This is a genomic window from Sporosarcina sp. FSL K6-1540 (genome assembly GCF_038620285.1).
GTDB lineage: Bacteria > Bacillota > Bacilli > Bacillales_A > Planococcaceae > Sporosarcina > Sporosarcina psychrophila.
In genome coordinates, this window is the sequence record NZ_CP152018.1 from 611,724 (window position 1) to 630,239 (window position 18,516).

Genomic DNA, 18,516 nt, shown 5'->3' on the forward strand with positions numbered 1-18,516 from the left:
AATAGACCATCTAGCGCAGGCGCGACTTCGTGGTAGCCCGAGCGATAAGACTGAAAGTGGTCTTCTTTCTGGCTTATCGCGGGAGGCATCCACAAAGCGCCGAAGCGGTATTAGCAGGAATTCTAATTCATTCCATTGTAAAGCACCTATGCCCTATTCATTTATTCAACATAAGTTTTTTTATTTTGACATATATAATATTGTAATAACGATCCTCCTGCAATACTCTCGCAATCTATCTGTAACACAAATGTAATTTAACAGTCTATTGTTCTAGTTCTATTAATCAGATAGAATACATATATAGAACTGTTTGTCGTGGAGAGGGGAAAATAGATGCAAAAGAGAGCTTTTTCGGTGCTGGCAGCGTTTGCCCTAGCGGCGTTTATCTCAGTCGGGAGCGCGGATGCAGCAACTGAATCATACACCGTCAAGCCCGGTGACACGCTATGGCAAATTGCTACAAAGCATAAATTAACTGTGGACGAACTTAAAAGTCTAAACAGTCTTGCTTCCGATTCGATTAAAACCAATCAAAAATTGGCCGTTTCTGCAAAAAATGCGGTTGGTCAAAAATCTGGAGTAGTCAGTTCACCCCCAGTAAAAACAGCAAATACGAAAGTTACCACTGTACTAAAGGAGACTTCTTCCACTAACTCATGGAAGAATGCCGTTGCAACAACTGTGAAGCCAAAAGAGTTGAATCTTCCCTCTAAAAAGGTATTACTTAATGCCGTCGAAGTTTCACTTCCACTTTTGGATACACCATATGTTTGGGCTGGCGCAACTAAAGAAGGCTTCGATTGCAGCGGGTTCATTTATTATGTATTTAACGAGGCAGGACTTACTATACCAAGACTAGATACAATTGGTATGCATACCAATTCTTTTAATGTGGACAAGCCTATACCGGGCGATTTGGTGTTTTTCGCAAATACATACCGTAGTGGCATTTCGCACGCTGGAATTTATTTAGGTGAAGGTAAATTCATCCATGCCGCTACGCAAAAAGTTGAAGTTTCTTCAATTGATTCAGTTTACTGGAAAGACAAATTCACAGGCTTCAAACGTTTTAATCAGCTTAATTGATAGTTAACAGCTTTCCTATTAGTGGGGAAGCTGTTTTTTTACATTGCGTTAGTGTCGTAAAGTTCCACATTTCTGCCGTACAGTTCGTCCTTCTTCTTGTACAATCTTCGACTTTTTTCATCCCATCGAAAATTCTATCTATTCCCTAAGCCAAATGTAAGTTATAATTGAATTGACACCTGTCAAGACATACAATCATGCATTGTGTCGTTCTGGGCATATGCCTCATACGATAAAAAAAGGGGGAACTAATTCATGAAGAAAAACAGCATGTGGTCGCTTAACTTCACGACTGCCGCACTCGTCCTTATTCCAGCAGCTATCGGCATCAACTACCTTGGAAAGTTGTTTGCTGGTCTGCTTAAATTGCCGCTATGGCTCGATTCAATTGGCACAGTGCTTGCTAGTATGCTAGCAGGTCCGATTATCGGTGCCATTGCAGGGATTGTGAACAATATTATTTACGGCTTCACTGCCGATCCGATTTCATTCGTCTATGCAATTACATCGGCAGTCATCGGTCTTGTCGTGGGAATCATGGCCTATAAAGGATGGATAGCAAACGTAGGAAAAGCACTTGTCCTCGGACTTGTCGTCGGCTTAATCGCTGCCACAGTCTCAACTCCGCTTAATATCATGTTTTGGGGTGGGCAAACCGGGAATGTATGGGGTGATGCACTTTTTGCAACAATGATGGCACAAGACATGCCGCTTTGGTTTGCATCATTCGCAGACAGTATTGTCGTTGACGTGCCTGATAAAATGGCGACGGTTCTAATCAGTTTCCTTCTCTTCAAAGGATTGCCTAAAAATTTGACGCATATGTACGACAACCGTTCGGAAATAGAACGTCTTTAAGGAATACGTAAGCGGCCTGCTTCACCGGGCCGCTTACACTAGATTATACTGTTAGGAGGATTCCCGTGAAAAACATGACACTGTATGTAGATAAGGATTCGTTCATCCACAACATCGATCCGCTTACTAAGCTCTTATTCGTCTTCATATCAATCGCATTGACATATATCCTCCCGACTCATTTATTCGTCATCTGTGTCTTGTCATTTACGCTTCTTCTACTACTTGCAGGCAAAGTATTTACGTACATTTTGCCGGTTATTGGTGTCAGCCTGCTGTTGATTATTTCTATCATCATCGTTCAAGGTTTCTTCCATCCGGACCGTGCTACACTCCTTTTTGAAATTGGACCTCTTCCTATTTATAAGGAAGGATTCGCATTCGCACTGCTACTTACCCTCCGTATCATTAATATGGTGTGTGCGTTCGGTGTTCTCATTTTGACGACGAAACCAGATGACCTTGTCGAATCACTTATCAATAAGGGAATGTCTCCTAAAATCGGCTACGTTTTTCTATCAGTTTTACAGATTATCCCACAAATGATTGCAATGACTAGTAAAATTACCGATGCTCAGCGGGCACGTGGTATGGAAACAGAAGGGAATTTACTTACGCGTATCAAGTCATTTATCCCACTTCTCGGTCCAGTTGTTCTCAATTCATTAAACGATACGCGTGAAAGGTCTATTGCGCTTGAAATACGCGGCTTCAATGCGAAAGGAACAAAAACATTTTTGAATGAATCCTTTCATTATAAATTCGGTCTCATCTTGAAAATTATACTTGTCATCCTATTGATCGCCGCTATCGTCTGGAGGGTTGCCTTTTGAACAGTATCCGTGTCGAAAATCTAAAATATAAATACCCGAACACCGATACTTTCGCGCTTGACGATATTTCATTCACAGTTAAAAAGGGAGAATTCATTGGTATAGCCGGCATGAATACCGCTGGAAAAACGACGCTATGTTATGCACTCAGTGGCCTGGTTCCCCATTTCTTCAAAGGTGCGTATGGTGGGGATGTTTTCATTGGCGACATGGACGTGCTTGCACATGAAATCAGCGACATTACAGCGAAAGTTGGACTCGTTTTTGAAAATCCTTTTTCACAAATGACAGGTGCAAAATTCACGGTTTACGATGAAATCGCCTTCGGACTCGAAAACTTGGGCATCCCTCGTGACGAAATGCATAGGCGTATTAAAGAAAGTATGCAGTTCCTCGATATCGAAGCATTACGGGATAAAAATCCGTTCTCCTTATCTGGCGGGCAAATGCAACGTGTCGCAATCGCCAGTGTTATCGCCATGAAACCGGATATTTTAATACTTGACGAACCGACATCACAGCTCGATCCACAAGGTTCTGAGGAAGTTTTCCGCATCGTTGAAAAACTGTCGAGAGAAGGTATGACGATACTAATGGTTGAGCAGAAAATGGAGAAACTTGCCGCCTATTCCGATCGTATTTTTCTCATGCACGAAGGTAAATTGATAGATTCTGGACCGCCTGCTGAAATCTTTTCACGTGATGATTTACAGACTTTCGGAGTCGAACCACCTGTTTATACTTCAGTCGCAAAAGCGCTTCATTTAAAAAACGAGTTGACTGGCCTCTATCCGATTTCACTCGAAGAAATGCCTGTAAGTGGAATTACTATTGGGGATATACGGGCAGTCACCGAATCCTCAACTTCAACAAAAATGGCTAGTCCTGAAATCTCCGTAAAAGATCTCCAGTTCAGCTATAACAAGGATACCCCCATTTTGCGCGGAATTAGCGTGACGTTAAGTGGTGAACCTACAGCCATTATTGGACAAAACGGTGCAGGAAAAACCACTTTCGTCAAATTATTGAAAGCTTTATTAAAGCCAAATGCTGGCGAAATCATCATAAATGGCACGAATACGATAGACACGACCGCGGCAAAACTTGCGGGCACTATCGGACTCATTTTCCAAAATCCAAATGACCAGATTTTCAAAAATAATGTCTTGGATGAAGTAATGTTCGGTCCGCTCAATGTTGGACAAACGCCTGAAGTTGCACGCTTGAATGCCGAGAAAATGCTTAACCGCGTTGGACTATTAACTAAAGCAGAAGAAAATCCATATGATTTAAGTCTAGCCGAGCGAAAAATGATTGCTGTTGCATCCATTCTTGCAATGGATACAGACATCGTTATTTTCGATGAACCGACAATGGGGCAAGATGCAAGCGGTAAGGCGATGCTAAAAGAAATTATCCATGAGTTGCATGCGCAAGGTAAACTTGTGCTTTGTATTTTGCATGATATGGATTTTGTCGCTGAAACATTTGGTCGAACAATTATAGTAAGTAATGGACAGTTGTTATTTGACGGCCCGACTCGTATTGCTTTTTCAGAAGTGGCTATTCTCCACACTGCTCGTCTTGAACAGCCCCATATTACCCAACTTGCTCATAAGATGGGTTATGATGAGATTTTATTAAAAGAAAATGAATTGATCAACGAATAAGTAAAAGACCGCGTCGCCAACTACTAGGCACGCGGTCTTTCACTTTATAATCGGAATCTTGATATCGTTGCGTTCAAATCATCGGTTAATTCGCGAAGTGCTGTCACCTTGTCCACTACTTTCCCGATAGACTCTAGTTGCTCTTCTGCTGAAGCGGAAATCTCCTCACTACCTGCCGCCGTTTGTTCCACGACCGCACTAATATTTTCTGTATTCTCAAGCACCGTAACATTGAACTGTTTCGAATTATTCACGCCTGTAACGAGCTCTGTCAACGCTTCCGTAATATTCCCCATTCTATTTTCGATGTTTGCAAATGTATCGAGTGTTCGGGTTACATTGCCGTCTTGCGCTTCGGCAATTTCAACACCTTTTCCAACTGATTCAGAAATCGAGCCAAGTCCGCCTTTGATTAGATTAACCATATCGAATATCTGTGCAGTTGCGGTTGTTGATTCATCAGCTAGTTTCCTTACTTCCGAAGCAACTACTGCAAATCCTTTCCCCGCTTCCCCCGCACGCGCAGCTTCTATTGCAGCATTTAGCGCAAGTAAGTTTGTCTGCGAAGCAATGTTAGAAACCGCCTTGGCCATATCTTCGATTCTTATTGCATAGTGCGTAAATTGCTCAGTCGCATCTTTAATCGATTCCGATGCGACATTATTGCTATCGATCAATTCACGCTGTTCATTGATGGCGCGACGCCCTTCCACAATTGCCTCGTTAGCCATAGCTGCAGAATCAGCCGAATTTCTTGCCCGGTCGACATTAAATTCGAATTCCTCATTCATCTGCTCTATGAGCTCTACGGAATGTTGCAAGTCCTCGGAGATACTTTGGGTTCCCTTTGCAAGCTCTTCCGTCGATAATGTCACCTGGTTGCTCGCTTCTGTAAGATAACGATTTTCTACCTCTAGCTCTTTTGTGTAGTCATCCACTTTTTTGCTTGCCCCGTCAATGGATTGCAATAATGTCCGTAGATGATTGGTCATGGATGTAAATGAGTGATTCAATTGCCCGAGTTCATCTTTTTTATCATACTGAATCGGCTCGACGACCAAATTGCCCGCTGCAATTTCTTCGGCGTTCATCGCCAGCTTCTTAAGTGGATTTGTAATTGCGTTTGCCAGTCGGATAATGATTACCATTGTCCCCATTATGACAAATACGCTACCTATTATTGCGAATGTAATGATGCCTTTAATTTTAGCGATGAGTGCTTCTTGTAAATAATCATAGTGTGCGGATGTATAGAGATCTACCATATAAATATCATTGACAATCCCTACGTTCCGAAGCGATTGTCGATTGATTTCCGCGGAGTTATTTTCCTCAACAGCTGCAAGTGCTTGCTCTTTCAATAAATGAAATTTCTCTTGCGCCTTCAAAAGAATTGCCCGCGGCTCTTTCTCCTTAACAAGGCTTTCCGCAACGGAGAATTTTTCAGCGGTCGACTCCAGTTGTTGACGAACATTGTCTTTATTGGCGTCCGTCATGTTATAAGCAAGTGTATTCAAACTCTGCATTGACGCTTTGGTTTCTGCATTTACGTCATGAACAGCTAACAGCACGTTCAAGTAATCATTACTCGTATTTTGAATCGCCAGCATTCTGACAATAATAATCGCGATCATCAGAATTGATAGGCCAAGCATGAAAAGTGAATTGATCACTATTTTTTTCTTTATTGTCATTTCAACTTTCCCCCCTATCATTTCAGTTCTGATGCGGCTTGTTCAATGAGCGCATCTAACTTACCTTTTTCAACGTCCGTCAGTTCTAGCACTCGAAATGGTGCAAGACCTACTCCGTTTTCCGCCAGCCCCAGTTCGACATGACCGGATTGGATTGCTCCCGACTCCTTATAGGAAAGGATGATATCAAACAACGCACTATCAATATTTTTCATCATGGATGTAATGACGGCCTGTTCTGCATAAAAGTATTGATCACTATCTACACCGATTGCGTAAATACCCCTTTTTTCAGCTTCTTTCAGCATGCCCACTCCTGTGAAACCAGCAGCAGAGTAAAGAACATCCGCCTTGTCGTCAATCATCTTCGAAGCAATCTCTGCTCCTAAGCCATCGTCATCAAAGTTATTGGCATATTCATTGAGAATAACAATATCAGGGTTAACCGACTTTGCTCCTTGGATGAACCCTTGCTCGAACCGTTGAATAACTGGGACCTCCATACCACCTATAAAACCGATTACCTGTGAATTTGAAACAGTTGCCGCTACAATTCCAGAAAGCATACTTCCTTCGTCTTCCTTAAATGTAATCGATGTGATATTCGCAGCTTCCGAAACCGCATCAACGAGAACAAATTTTTGATCCGGAAAGTCCAGAGCCACCTTTTCCAACTCCTGCTGACCGGTGAACCCTAGCGCAAACACTAAATCATTACCACTTTCCACAAGTTCTCTAAATCCTTTTTCATAAGTCCCTGTTTCCGCAAGTTCCAAGTATTCGACAACAATATCCTCTTCATCCCGCGCCTTCGTCAAACCCTTGAATGCCAAATCTGAAAATGACTGATCTCCAAGACCATTTTCCGAAAGCATAACACCCACTTTCACTTTTCCATCAAGCGGATTTTTTTCCTCAAGGCCACAGCCTGTAAGTATGAGTAAAGCTGTCGTAAGAACAATCAGTAGTTTTAATTTCATCCCTATCACTCGCTTTCATTTACCTTTTCCCTTATATTACATCGGATATAATTTTGATTTGTTGATAAAAAACAGCTAATGTCGTCTGATGTCTTACAACTGCATATTTTCAGACTATACCAGCGAACAATAGCGTGGTGCGACCTATTGTATGTAAACGCCGAACGAGCATATATCTCGCTAAACAAGCAGAAGCGCTGCACGAACTATCATATATCTCGCAAACCAAGCATAAGCACCGCACGAACGATCATATATCTCGCTAAACAAGCAGAAGCGCAGCGCGAACGATCATATATCTCGCTAAACAAGCAGAAGCGCAGCGCAAACAATCATATTTCTCTCAAACCAAGCATAAGCACAGCGCAAACGATCATATATCTCTCAAAACAAGCATAAGCACTGCACGAACGATCATATATCTCGCTAAACAAGCAGAAGCACAGCACGAACAATCATATATCTCGCAAAACAAGCATAAGCACCGCACGAACGATCATATATCTCGCAAAACAAGCAGAAGCGCCGCGCGCACGATCATATATCCACCCCAAAATCGCGGAATTTCAGCATCCGATGTTTCTCCATTGTCCAAGCACTTTATAATTTCCTACTACAACGAAAAACAGACCGTCACGGATTAAATCCATGACGGTCTGTTTTATTTCCTATATACATACGCTTCATTAGGGAAGTTATCTAGCAGAGTATCCGCCATCAATAACAAGTTCTGCACCTGTAATGTATGCAGCTTCGTCTGATGCCAAGAAAAGTACCGCATTTGCAACGTCTTCAGGTTTTCCAAGACGGGCAAGTGGTGTCATTCTCACAAGTGCTGTTACTACATCTTTTGACGATTCAAGACCTTTCGTCATCGGTGTTTCAATGATTCCTGGGAAGATGGTGTTAACACGTACACCAAATTGTCCGAAGTCCGCTGCAGCTGCTCGTGAAATTGCGCGAACTGCTCCTTTTGATGCAGAATAAGGGTTCAATCCCATTCCGATAAGTGCTGTATAGGAAGAGATATTGACGATTGAACCTTTAGTTGCTTCTTTCATATAAGGAAGTACATGTTTCATACCAAGGAATGGACCGAAACTATTGATATCCGACAGCCTGCGCCAGTCTTCAATTGTAATTTCATTCATTCCTTTTTCCGTAGAAATACCAGCATTGTTAATTAAAATATCGATTTTCTCAAGTTTAGCAACCACTTTTTCAACGGCCGCTTTCCACTCTTCATCGGAAGTGACATTCAATTTAACAGTCATAACTTTTTCATTGTTGCCCCACTTTTCTTCCAGTGCTGCTTCATTAATGTCTGCTGCAATTACAGTAGCACCTTCAGCAGTAAACATTTTGACCATCATTTCGCCCATACCTGACGCGCCACCTGTTACGAATGCAACTTTATCTTGTAATCTACCCATTATGACCACTCCATTTCAATATAGTTTAACGTCTAAACAATAATCCCTTTTAGATCCACTTGCAATCTATTTGCTTTAGTAAGTATGTTGAATTCTGCACATCATTCTTTTCATTGAATACATCTGTACGAATCTCAAACCCTTGTTACTACAGCATTTTAGGAATACACTAGAAAGAGGAAGTTTTTGTATTAAGATCCTGAAAGAAGTGAATCGAATGTTCAAGGATAACCGATATCTTGATTACAATGGAGCCGGATTCCGCAAAGATCTGATTGCAGGAATCACTGTTGGTATTGTAGCCATTCCGCTCGGGATGGCTTTTGCAATTGCTTCAGGTGTCAAACCAGAATATGGACTTTATACAACAATTATCGCTGGGCTTATCGTTGCATTATTAGGCGGATCTCGTTTTCAAATCGCGGGACCCACTGGAGCATTCATCCCGATATTGCTCGCAATTGTTCTACAATATGGCTATGAAGATCTGCTTATTGCTGGATTTCTAGCAGGTATTTTCCTCGTTATTATGAGTTTTCTCGGTGTAAGTAATCTAATTCATTTCGTCCCAAGATCTGTAACCATAGGCTTTACTACGGGGATTGCGGTCATTATCTTTACAGGCCAACTAGGTAATTTCTTTGGAATTACCGGCTTAGAAAAAAAAGAGTTTTTCCACGAAAACATGATTGATCTTGTCAATCAGTTTCACACGGTGAACGTCTTCAGCATAGTCACCGCCTTAATCGGGCTCATCGTACTATTCATATTGCCTAAAATAGCGCCGCGTGTCCCATTACTGCTTATTGCACTACTTATTCCGACCCTCATTTCGATTTTTCTATTTCCGAGTAAAGTTGAAACGATCGGGACAGCCTTCGGTGGTATTCCCAACTCACTCCCGAATTTTCATTTTCCACAAATCACATTGGAGAAGTTGGTCAATTTGTGGCAACCCGCCCTTATTATTGCCGCACTCGGTGCAATTGAATCATTGTTATCTGCTGTTGTTGCAGATGGTATGAAAAGCGGTGAAAAGCATGATTCGAAACGTGAGTTGTTCGGTCAAGGGATCGCCAATATGATAACGCCATTATTCGGCGGTATCCCTGCTACAGGAGCCATTGCCCGTACAGCTACCAATATTCGATCTGGAGCAGTCAGCCCAATATCAGGAGTCGTACAAAGTGTTTTCGTTCTTGCCTTTTTGCTCCTTTTCGCACCGTATGCCTCTTACATTCCATTAGCTGCAATGGCGCCGATTCTTATGTACGTCGCCTGGAATATGAGTGCACGCAAATCATTCACGCATATTTTAATGATCCGGTCGGGGGATTCTCTGGTTTTATTAACGACGTTCCTTTTGACGATTTTCATCGACTTAACGATTGCCGTTCAGGTGGGGATTTTGCTTGCTGCCCTGTCGTTCTTACGTAAAATGAGTGGTAAACTCGATATTAAAGAAGCGACCCTTTCCGATGTTGAAATTATTAAGTTCAGTGATAGCGATACATCTTCATTAGCAAAATATACCGTGGACGGCCCTATTTTCTTCGGTACCGCAAAAGTATTCGAAGACAAATATCCTGCAATTTTCCTAACAGGCGCGAGGAAAATCATTCTCGATTTGGAACACCTATCCGTTATCGATGCGACAGGTGAAGCAGCGCTCTATGCACTACTTGACGATGCCGATAAAGCGGGTATCCAAATTATTATCAAACGCTTGCCCAAAGAAAAGTTGCCCCTGTTCAAAAAGAGCGGATTGTATAACCGAATTGGCGAGGCTAATTTTTTCATGTAACTATCCACAAATCAAAAACATCGCATTGGGCGATGTTTTTTTGTTTAATCATTTAACATAATTAAACCAATTTTCCCAATTAACGAAAATTTATCAATGCGAAGTCGTAGAAGTAGTAGTAGTAGTAGTAGTAGTTTCATATTTAACTTTTGGCTAAACGTCGAAGAACAAGTTAAAAAGGGGAGGTATCATTATGAATCTTAGATTTATTAATAACTATTCTTCATTCCTTGTTAAAAAGAGCGTCCGACGGAAAATTGAAGTCATTCTCTTTGTTATTCTTCTTAGTTCGTTGGTTACGGGCTGTTCTCAAACTGAATCCGTGGATAAAAATGTTGTTGCGATTCAAACTGTTCTTGAACATGAATTTAATGCACCCGATAAAGAGTATATTCGAATGAAGAACGACCCAAGTAACATGACAATTGTAGACCAAAACGGCCTAGTGTCAGCTCCAGAAGAAGATAATGAACTCGAGATTTACCTGGAGGATAATTTCAGGCCTTATTTCACTGATTTTGGATATAGTGGCAAGGTTCTCTTCCTAACTTTACATTCACCGGCTGACGACAACGGCTATCAAATCACCGTCGACAAGATTAATGTGGAACCAGTCGATGGTAGACCGCGGGATTATGACTTTACCGTTCATGTCACGTATCAAAAAGACGGTGGCGATAAAATGAAAGCAGAGATAACGGGTCTCGCAACTTGTCCGGAAGAAGGGAAAATAGGGAAAATCCGCTACAATAAAGATCATTTTCTATTTGGAGAAATTTTAAGAGGCCAATAAAAATAGAAATGGATAATGTGAAAAAAGAGCTAAAACCATTATGGTTTATAGCTCTTTTTTTATTGATTCTAAACGGCGAGCATTTTGGGATTATCTCTTCAGGTCTTTTCTTCTGAACAATTACGGGCGATACTCCCCGATTCAAATTTATTGTTTAAAAACTATTTTAAACACTTAGTTTGACGCCCGTCCCTAAATTCATAGCTCGAATAGAATGTTAGTGAAAGGCAGTGAAAATATGAAATTTTACAACGACATTAATCATGAATGTTATAAATGCAAAAGCGATTGTTGCTCTTGTCAAAAAAAATGTAGAAAATGTTGCAAAGGTGACATCGGGCCGACTGGGGCTACTGGGGCTACTGGAGCTACCGGAGACATCGGACCGACTGGGGCTACCGGCGCTACGGGTGCTACCGGGGACATCGGACCTGCTGGGGCTACCGGCGCTACGGGTGCTAACGGGGACATCGGGCCGACTGGGGCTATCGGGGCTACCGGAGACATCGGACCTGCTGGGGCTACCGGCGCTACTGGAGACATTGGACCGACCGGCGCTACTGGAGCTACCGGAGACATCGGACCGACTGGGGCTACCGGCGCTACTGGAGACATTGGACCGACTGGCGCTACCGGTGCTACTGGAGACATCGGACCGACTGGAGCTACCGGCGCTACGGGAGACATCGGGCCGACTGGCGCTACCGGCGCTACCGGAGACATCGGACCGACCGGTGCTACCGGCGCTACGGGAGACATCGGACCTGCTGGTGCTACCGGGGACATCGGGCCGACTGGGGCTATCGGGGCTACCGGAGACATCGGACCGACCGGCGCTACTGGAGCTACCGGAGACATCGGACCGACTGGCGCTACTGGCGCTACCGGCGCTACTGGAGCTACCGGAGACATCGGGCCGACTGGGGCTACCGGCGCTACCGGAGACATCGGACCGACTGGCGCTATCGGTGCTACCGGGGACATCGGACCGACTGGCGCTACTGGAGCTACCGGAGACATCGGACCGACTGGCGCTAACGGTGCTACCGGAGACATCGGACCGACTGGCGCTACCGGCGCTACTGGAGCTACCGGAGACATCGGGCCGACTGGTGCTACCGGCGCTACCGGAGACATCGGGCCGACTGGCGCTACCGGTGCTACCGGAGACATCGGGCCGACTGGCGCTACCGGCGCTACCGGAGACATCGGACCTCCTGGGGCTACCGGCGCTACCGGAGACATCGGACCTGCTGGGGCTACCGGAGACATCGGGCCGACTGGCGCTATCGGTGCTACCGGAGACATCGGACCTGCTGGCGCTACCGGCGCTACGGGAGACATCGGACCTGCTGGCGCTACCGGCGCTACCGGAGACATCGGACCTGCTGGCGCTACCGGCGCTACCGGAGACATCGGACCTGCTGGGGCTACCGGCGCTACCGGAGACATCGGGCCGACTGGCGCTACTGGCGCTACTGGCGCAGCCGGTGGATTATCCGTATACGGGTATATTTACAATCTAGGTGCTCAGACGGTAGCTATAGAAGCTGATGTTATTTTTGATACAAATGGAATAATCACGGCTGGAATTACGCATGCCCCCGGAACCTCACAAGTTTTATTTACTACACCGGGAGACTACCTGGTTACTTTCTCCGTGTCGGGTGTAGAACCCAACCAATTCGCACTATTTTTAAATGGTGCGCCGGTTGCGGGTACAGTCTACGGTTCAGGTGCAGGCACCCAGCAAAACGACGGTCAGGCTATAATTGCCGTAGCAGCAGGTGATGTTCTTACACTTCGAAATCATTCTTCTGCCGCAGCAGTTACCCTTCAGACTTTGGCAGGAGGCACACAAACAAACGTAAACGCGTCTCTTGTCATTGCAAAATTAAACTAGTTTTGAAAAGATAGGGGACTATCGCAAACTCAATATAAAATTGTCATGCGGTTTTCAAGCTGTCAAGATAGAAAGCCTGACAAAACTTAATAATAACTACCTTGGTATCACAGGGCTCTAACTAAGAATTAAACAATTTCAGACCCAAACAACTAAGGAGCTCTATGACAAAGGTGCTAATAAAAATTTATAACTCTTAATGACTATTAAAGATTAATTTCAGAGTATTCATGTAGTAAGGTGTAAGATTCCTTGTATAAAGTGTATAAAATGTGTTAACAAGTTTTATTGGAGCGATGATTTTGCGTTGCCTCGTAATTTCCCGTTCACCGAAGCTATCACGAATTGTATGACACAATTGGAAAAACATTTTCCATGTGAACTAAAGCATATTTATCTACACCTAAAGAGAAGGCTCCCCGCTATGGGTAGCCTTCTTTTTGAGATTCACACTACTAAGCGAGCACTTTTGTACTCCCCCCTTCCTCAGGTCTTTTCATCTGAATAAACCAGATGATGCTAATCAACACGAGTCCAATTCCGCTAGATAAAAATTCAGGAATTATTAACATTAACCCAGCACCGAGTAATACAAGCCGCTCCCAAATTTTGGAGTTACGGATGAAAAAACCAATGACAGCACTACTTACGCCAATCATTCCTAAAACGGCGGCTAGAACTCCAATAATCAATTTCCATACGACCACATCTACAAGAACCAGCATCGGATTGTAAATGAATATATACGGAATGATGAATGCCGCAATCGCCAGTTTCACCGCAGTAACCCCTGTTTTAAACGGATTGGCTTTTGCTATTCCCGCCCCTGCATAGGCGGCTAGGCAAACAGGCGGCGTGATATCGGCAACAATACCAAAGTAGAACACAAACATATGTGCAGCAAGTGGAGCCACCATGAAATCATTAATCAATGCAGGTGCAGCAATTGTTGCTGTTACAACATAGTTCGCAGTTGTTGGAAGCCCCATCCCAAGTATGATACAGGCAATCATCGTGAAAAAGAGCGCAAGGATCAAGTGACCACTTGATAACGCGATAATGCCAGAAGCAAATTTCGCTCCAAGTCCTGTAATACTGACGACTCCTGCTATTATTCCTGCAGTCGCCACCGCGGCGATAACCGGCAAAGCAACCCTTGCCCCCTGTTCAAGGACATTGACGATTTGGCGTATATTCATCCTAGAATCCTTCCGAACGAGCGAAACAAGGTAAGCAGATAAAATGCCAAAGAGTGCTGCCCGTTGTGGCGTGAAGCCTGACATGATGGTCCCGATAATAACGAAAAGAGGAATCAGCATATAACCGTCTCTAATAAGTAAATCCTTGAATCGAGGCAATTCGGATTTCGGCAATCCAATAATTTTTAATTTCTTCGCTTCGAAATGTGTTCCTATGAATATACCCGTGAAATAAAGGATCGCTGGAACAACTGCCGCTAACATGATGGTGGCGTATGAAACACCTAAGTATTCCATCATTATAAATGCCGCCGCCCCCATCATAGGCGGCATAATCTGTCCACCAGTAGAAGCCGCAGCTTCTGTGGCCCCTGCAAATTCCGGTGTGAAACCAGCTTTTTTCATCATCGGAATCGTGAATGATCCCGAGGCGACTGTATTTCCAACTGAACTGCCCGAAACTGTCCCTTGCAACGCACTTGCCACAACCGCAGCCTTGGCAGTCCCGCCCGTAAATCGTCCAGTTAAAGCGAAGGCGATGTCATTAAAAAACTTACCAATTGGTGTATGAACAAGAATAACACCGAAAAATAGAAAGAGATAAATGAACTTTGCCGAAATCTGTATGGGCGTCCCGAAGATGCCACTCTCTCTGTACCATAGATTTGTCGTTATCCGATCCATTGAAAATCCAGGATGAGAAAGAATCTGCGTCGGGATATACTTCCCTACAAGCGTATAGATAATAGCCACACCTGCTACAATGACAATCGGCAAACCAACTGTCCTCCTTGTTGCCTCGAGAACCAAAGCGATCCCTAGAATGGAAATGATGATGTCAATTGTACTATAGCCAGAAACTCGACTTTGCAATATCGAATCGAAGAAAATGATTTTATGGTAGGTCACATACATCGCAGTAAAAGCTAGCGTAACATCGTACCATGGAACTTTTTTATGCGTATTTCTCCATTCCTTTTTTGCAGGATAGAGAAGATAAATAATCCCTAAAGCAGTACCAAGATGTACCGCCCCTTGTTTTTGGGAAGGGAGCGTACCAAAATAGCCCGTATATAGATGAAAAAAAGTGAGTGCAACGCCAAGAAATGTTACGGCCCATGCCCATTTCCCAATTTGAGTGCGAAACTGATTTTCTTTATCATACTTCTCTAGGATTTCTTGTGCATCATTCTGCTGGGTGGCTTTCAATTGGCGTACTCCCTTCCTATTTAATTACGCGTCTCTATAATTCATTTCAAATCGCCAAGATTTTTGATTTTAGTCTTTTCTCTTGTGACAATCTGAATAACTTCAGGGTAGATATGGCCGATGAAAGCCGCATTCTTAACTTCGTGCCCTTCAAACTCAGCTTCCCCGTTCAATGCTTGCAGTGCCGGAACATGTACAGACATACCAAGATCCATATGTCCATCACGGATTGTGGATAAATTCTCCACCGAAGCACCCGTTTCGGTATTCGTTACATGCATGCCATCGATATATTTGTTCCAGAGGTTGGCCATCTCGCCACCAAGAGGATAATATGTTCCGCCCTGACTACCTGTTCCAAGTATAAATTCTTTCTTTCGCTTCGTTGCATCAGCAGTAAGTTCCGCAACTTCATTTTCAACCGTTAGCCCTTGTTCTTCGTAATATCTTTTCGCTCCCGGATGGATTAAAAGCCCTTCCGCCCCGCGCAGTGCATTTTCCAATGTCATTTGTTGCGCTTGAGCATGTGTATTTTCGCTAGCATTCTCAATCATACTTTTCGCAATCTCATATCCTAGTTCCTCATCAATCGTATCCGTGCTCCCCATCAGAATCGCGTATGCAGTCACAGTTTCAATATCTTCCGTAAGAAAATCATACGTTTCTTTTGGGATTGTAAGTCGTCGATAACCTGAATTCTTTTCAATATGTTCAATCGCTTTATCCGACAGTCCAAGCATTTTTACATCGCCTGCAGATGCTTGGAGGCTTTCAATACTTGCAGCCGGTAGCCCAAGAATACCAATCGAAACATCGATATTTCCATCTTGAACACCGTCCGCTGCATCTCCAAAGCCTTCTTGGTATGCCTTATAGTCTCCATCTTCAAGCCCATATGCCTGCAGAATCAACTTCGCCACATTATTCGTTTCACTCGCCGCTGGTCCTATGGCAATATTTTTACTTCCCCCGCCGCATGCAGATAAGACTAGTACCATTCCAATAGCCAAGAAAAATAATACATGTACTTTTTTCTTCCTCACCTTATAACCTCCTTGTTTAATTTCTATTTAACTTGTGGACTTTTTCAAATTAGATGTTAGACCCGTAGATTGCTAAGTTCATTTTACGTAACAGCCGTTTGAAATATTCATATTGTCATCAATCCATATATGGGTTTATATGACTTTGAGTGCAAATCTTTAAATTCAGATAAATCGCCAACAAAAAAACGTCAACCAAGCACATAAATGCTCAGATGACGGTTCTTCTTATATTTTCTACTCTACATTATTGACGAGTACTGTCGCAATTTCAGGGAAAAATGATAGGACGACCATGAAGACTAGCATAATAACAGCGTAGGGTATGACACCTTTAACGATTTCACTAATCGTATTCGATTTATCCAACCCTTTTAAAACGAACAGATTCAACCCTACTGGAGGAGATATCAATGCCAGTTCCATATTAATCACCATAATGATTGCAAACCAGATTGGATCGAAACCGAGTGCAATGATGATTGGGTAAAGAATCGGCAATGTAATAACAAGAATCGAAACCGTCTCGAGAAACATTCCCAAAATCAACAAAACGATATTGATCAAAATAAAGATTATCCACGGGTTAATATCCTGAGACGTTGCAAAACTCACAATCGTTTGTGGTATTTGTAAAATCGTTAGGATAAATCCTAAGAGCATAGCACCGATTATGATAAATAAAATCATCGTGTTTGTTTTTACTGTTGCTAACATGATTTCTTTTAAGTTACTAATCGTCAAATTTTTATAAACAAACGCAGCAATTGCGAAACTGAAAACGACGCCCACTGCGGCTGCTTCTGTCGGTGTAAAAATACCTGCATAAATTCCGCCGATAATGACGACAGGCAACAATAGTCCCCATATCGCTTTCCTCGATGCCTCAAGCCGTTCCCCCCATGTAGCAGGCACATCTTTAATATGTCTCGTTTGATAGGCAGAAAAGATCATAAATGCTATCGTTAAAATAATTCCCGGAATGATTCCCGCGATGAAAAGTTTTCCAACGGATTCACCAGTTACTGATCCATAGATTATCATCGGAATACTTGGTGGAATCAAAATACCTAGTGTTCCACCTGCTGCAAGCAGTCCTAATACATGGCGCTTATTATAGCCTCTCCTCACCATTTCAGGAAGCGCAACGGACCCTACAGTTACCGCGGTTGCGACACTTGAGCCGGATATCGCGGAAAAAATCGTACAACAGAAGAGCGTTGCAATTGCGAGTCCTCCAGGAAAATGACGGAACCATCTACTTGCCATTTCGTATAAATCCCGCCCGACACCACTAATCACCAATACTTGGCTCATTAATACGTACATAGGAAGCGCTGTTAGCGTAAAGTCATCCAACGACTTATAGGCGATTATAGGGACTTGCATAAAAGCGAATGTGCCTCCGTTAAAGAAAAACATGCCCGCTACCGCTAATAATCCAAGGGTGAATGCGACGGGAAGACCGAGCACTAGAAGGATACCCATTCCTCCAGTAAAAAAGAAACTCATATGTTCTCCCCCCCTTTATGTATGCCGCCATCAATAATTTGCATGATAAATGCAATACATAGCAGCGTCCCTCCTACCGGGAGAAATAACTCCGGTAGGTACATAGGGACACGCAGTAAGGATGCAGATGTCACTCCCAGTTCGAATGTTTTCGCAACGTGGAAAAAGCTATACAATGTAAAAATCACGCTAAATACTAATCCTAATGCGTTTGAAATATATGCTAGAACCGTTTTCATGCGGTCATTCACATTGTTAATCAATAAATCTACTGTTATATGAGAATAGGTCCTAACTGCAAAGGCACTTCCCAAAAAACAGCTTCCTATTATTCCATATATTGATAATTCTGTTGCCCATGAGGTCGGCTTATGAAAAAACGATCGTGAAATTACTTCATAAAATGTCATTACCGTCGTAATAAGAATTAAAATCCCGGCAATATACGCTCCCCATCTAATTAAATGATCAAAAAAGTTGTAAATCCTTTTCACAA

Annotated in this window: 14 protein-coding genes; 7 read left to right on the forward strand and 7 right to left on the reverse strand. The window is 43.1% G+C overall.

The genetic code is table 11. The features are described from left to right. Positions 1 to 336 precede the first annotated feature (336 nt). The 4 genes from MKY15_RS02850 to MKY15_RS02865 all read left to right on the forward strand — a co-directional run bounded on the left by MKY15_RS02850 (position 337) and on the right by MKY15_RS02865 (position 4,450). Complete coding sequence (locus tag MKY15_RS02850) at positions 337 to 1,089, forward strand: NlpC/P60 family protein (protein WP_338655446.1); 753 nt, start codon at positions 337 to 339, stop codon at positions 1,087 to 1,089. A gap of 255 nt (positions 1,090 to 1,344) precedes the next feature. Further along, entirely contained in the window at positions 1,345 to 1,947 is a 603-nt protein-coding gene (locus MKY15_RS02855) for an ECF transporter S component (RefSeq protein WP_067212160.1), read from the forward strand. Between the two features lie 74 nt (positions 1,948 to 2,021). Then, a complete protein-coding gene (locus MKY15_RS02860; protein ID WP_342539697.1) occupies positions 2,022 to 2,780 on the forward strand; it encodes an energy-coupling factor transporter transmembrane component T in 759 nt (252 codons plus the stop codon). Further along, positions 2,777 to 4,450, forward strand: coding sequence for an energy-coupling factor transporter ATPase (locus MKY15_RS02865; protein ID WP_342538912.1), 1,674 nt, complete (start codon positions 2,777 to 2,779; stop codon positions 4,448 to 4,450). Before MKY15_RS02860 ends, MKY15_RS02865 begins: the two co-directional genes overlap by 4 nt. A gap of 44 nt (positions 4,451 to 4,494) precedes the next feature. Here the strand turns inward: MKY15_RS02865 and MKY15_RS02870 are convergent, their stop codons facing one another. The 3 genes from MKY15_RS02870 to MKY15_RS02880 form a co-directional block, all read right to left on the reverse strand. Further along, complete coding sequence (locus MKY15_RS02870) at positions 4,495 to 6,144, reverse strand: methyl-accepting chemotaxis protein (protein WP_342538913.1); 1,650 nt, start codon at positions 6,142 to 6,144, stop codon at positions 4,495 to 4,497. Between the two features lie 17 nt (positions 6,145 to 6,161). Further along, complete coding sequence (locus MKY15_RS02875; protein WP_342538914.1) at positions 6,162 to 7,124, reverse strand: BMP family ABC transporter substrate-binding protein; 963 nt, start codon at positions 7,122 to 7,124, stop codon at positions 6,162 to 6,164. A 695-nt stretch (positions 7,125 to 7,819) separates the two neighbouring features. After that, positions 7,820 to 8,557 carry an SDR family oxidoreductase gene (locus tag MKY15_RS02880; protein WP_067212172.1) on the reverse strand — a complete coding sequence of 246 codons (738 nt, stop codon included), beginning with the start codon at positions 8,555 to 8,557 and terminating at the stop codon, positions 7,820 to 7,822. 217 nt (positions 8,558 to 8,774) lie between these two features. Here MKY15_RS02880 and MKY15_RS02885 point away from each other — a divergent pair, with 217 nt between their 5' ends. From MKY15_RS02885 to MKY15_RS02895, 3 genes are all read left to right on the forward strand, one after another. After that, on the forward strand, positions 8,775 to 10,361 hold the full coding sequence (locus tag MKY15_RS02885) for a SulP family inorganic anion transporter (RefSeq protein ID WP_187045628.1): 1,587 nt from the start codon (positions 8,775 to 8,777) through the stop codon (positions 10,359 to 10,361). 193 nt (positions 10,362 to 10,554) lie between these two features. Next, positions 10,555 to 11,154, forward strand: a complete 600-nt coding sequence (locus tag MKY15_RS02890; protein ID WP_067212175.1) for a hypothetical protein — start codon at positions 10,555 to 10,557, stop codon at positions 11,152 to 11,154. 238 nt (positions 11,155 to 11,392) lie between these two features. Beyond that, positions 11,393 to 13,057 carry a collagen-like protein gene (locus tag MKY15_RS02895; RefSeq protein WP_342538915.1) on the forward strand — a complete coding sequence of 555 codons (1,665 nt, stop codon included), beginning with the start codon at positions 11,393 to 11,395 and terminating at the stop codon, positions 13,055 to 13,057. A 455-nt stretch (positions 13,058 to 13,512) separates the two neighbouring features. Here MKY15_RS02895 and MKY15_RS02900 read toward each other — a convergent pair whose 3' ends face one another. The 4 genes from MKY15_RS02900 to MKY15_RS02915 form a co-directional block, all read right to left on the reverse strand. Then, the gene (locus tag MKY15_RS02900; protein WP_342538916.1) at positions 13,513 to 15,465 is read right to left on the reverse strand and encodes a TRAP transporter permease; all 1,953 of its coding nucleotides are present in this window, start codon (positions 15,463 to 15,465) and stop codon (positions 13,513 to 13,515) included. Between the two features lie 41 nt (positions 15,466 to 15,506). Further along, positions 15,507 to 16,508: a TAXI family TRAP transporter solute-binding subunit gene (locus MKY15_RS02905; RefSeq protein ID WP_338655435.1), complete on the reverse strand. Its 1,002-nt coding sequence runs from the start codon at positions 16,506 to 16,508 to the stop codon at positions 15,507 to 15,509. 237 nt (positions 16,509 to 16,745) lie between these two features. Continuing rightward, positions 16,746 to 18,020: a TRAP transporter large permease gene (locus MKY15_RS02910; protein ID WP_187045631.1), complete on the reverse strand. Its 1,275-nt coding sequence runs from the start codon at positions 18,018 to 18,020 to the stop codon at positions 16,746 to 16,748. Continuing rightward, entirely contained in the window at positions 18,017 to 18,514 is a 498-nt protein-coding gene (locus MKY15_RS02915; RefSeq protein WP_342538917.1) for a TRAP transporter small permease, read from the reverse strand. Before MKY15_RS02915 ends, MKY15_RS02910 begins: the two co-directional genes overlap by 4 nt. Positions 18,515 to 18,516 lie beyond the last annotated feature (2 nt).

Bases quoted from the DNA above. Each gene is read 5' to 3' on its own strand.
- MKY15_RS02850 (WP_338655446.1), top strand. From the start codon at position 337: ATGCAAAAGAGAGCTTTTTCGGTGCTGGCAGCGTTTGCCCTAGCGGCG.
- MKY15_RS02855 (WP_067212160.1), top strand. From the start codon at position 1,345: ATGAAGAAAAACAGCATGTGGTCGCTTAACTTCACGACTGCCGCACTC.
- MKY15_RS02860 (WP_342539697.1), top strand. From the start codon at position 2,022: ATGACACTGTATGTAGATAAGGATTCGTTCATCCACAACATCGATCCG.
- MKY15_RS02870 (WP_342538913.1), bottom strand. From the start codon at position 6,144: ATGACAATAAAGAAAAAAATAGTGATCAATTCACTTTTCATGCTTGGC.
- MKY15_RS02875 (WP_342538914.1), bottom strand. From the start codon at position 7,124: ATGAAATTAAAACTACTGATTGTTCTTACGACAGCTTTACTCATACTT.
- MKY15_RS02880 (WP_067212172.1), bottom strand. From the start codon at position 8,557: ATGGGTAGATTACAAGATAAAGTTGCATTCGTAACAGGTGGCGCGTCA.
- MKY15_RS02885 (WP_187045628.1), top strand. From the start codon at position 8,775: ATGTTCAAGGATAACCGATATCTTGATTACAATGGAGCCGGATTCCGC.
- MKY15_RS02890 (WP_067212175.1), top strand. From the start codon at position 10,555: ATGAATCTTAGATTTATTAATAACTATTCTTCATTCCTTGTTAAAAAG.
- MKY15_RS02895 (WP_342538915.1), top strand. From the start codon at position 11,393: ATGAAATTTTACAACGACATTAATCATGAATGTTATAAATGCAAAAGC.
- MKY15_RS02910 (WP_187045631.1), bottom strand. From the start codon at position 18,020: ATGAGTTTCTTTTTTACTGGAGGAATGGGTATCCTTCTAGTGCTCGGT.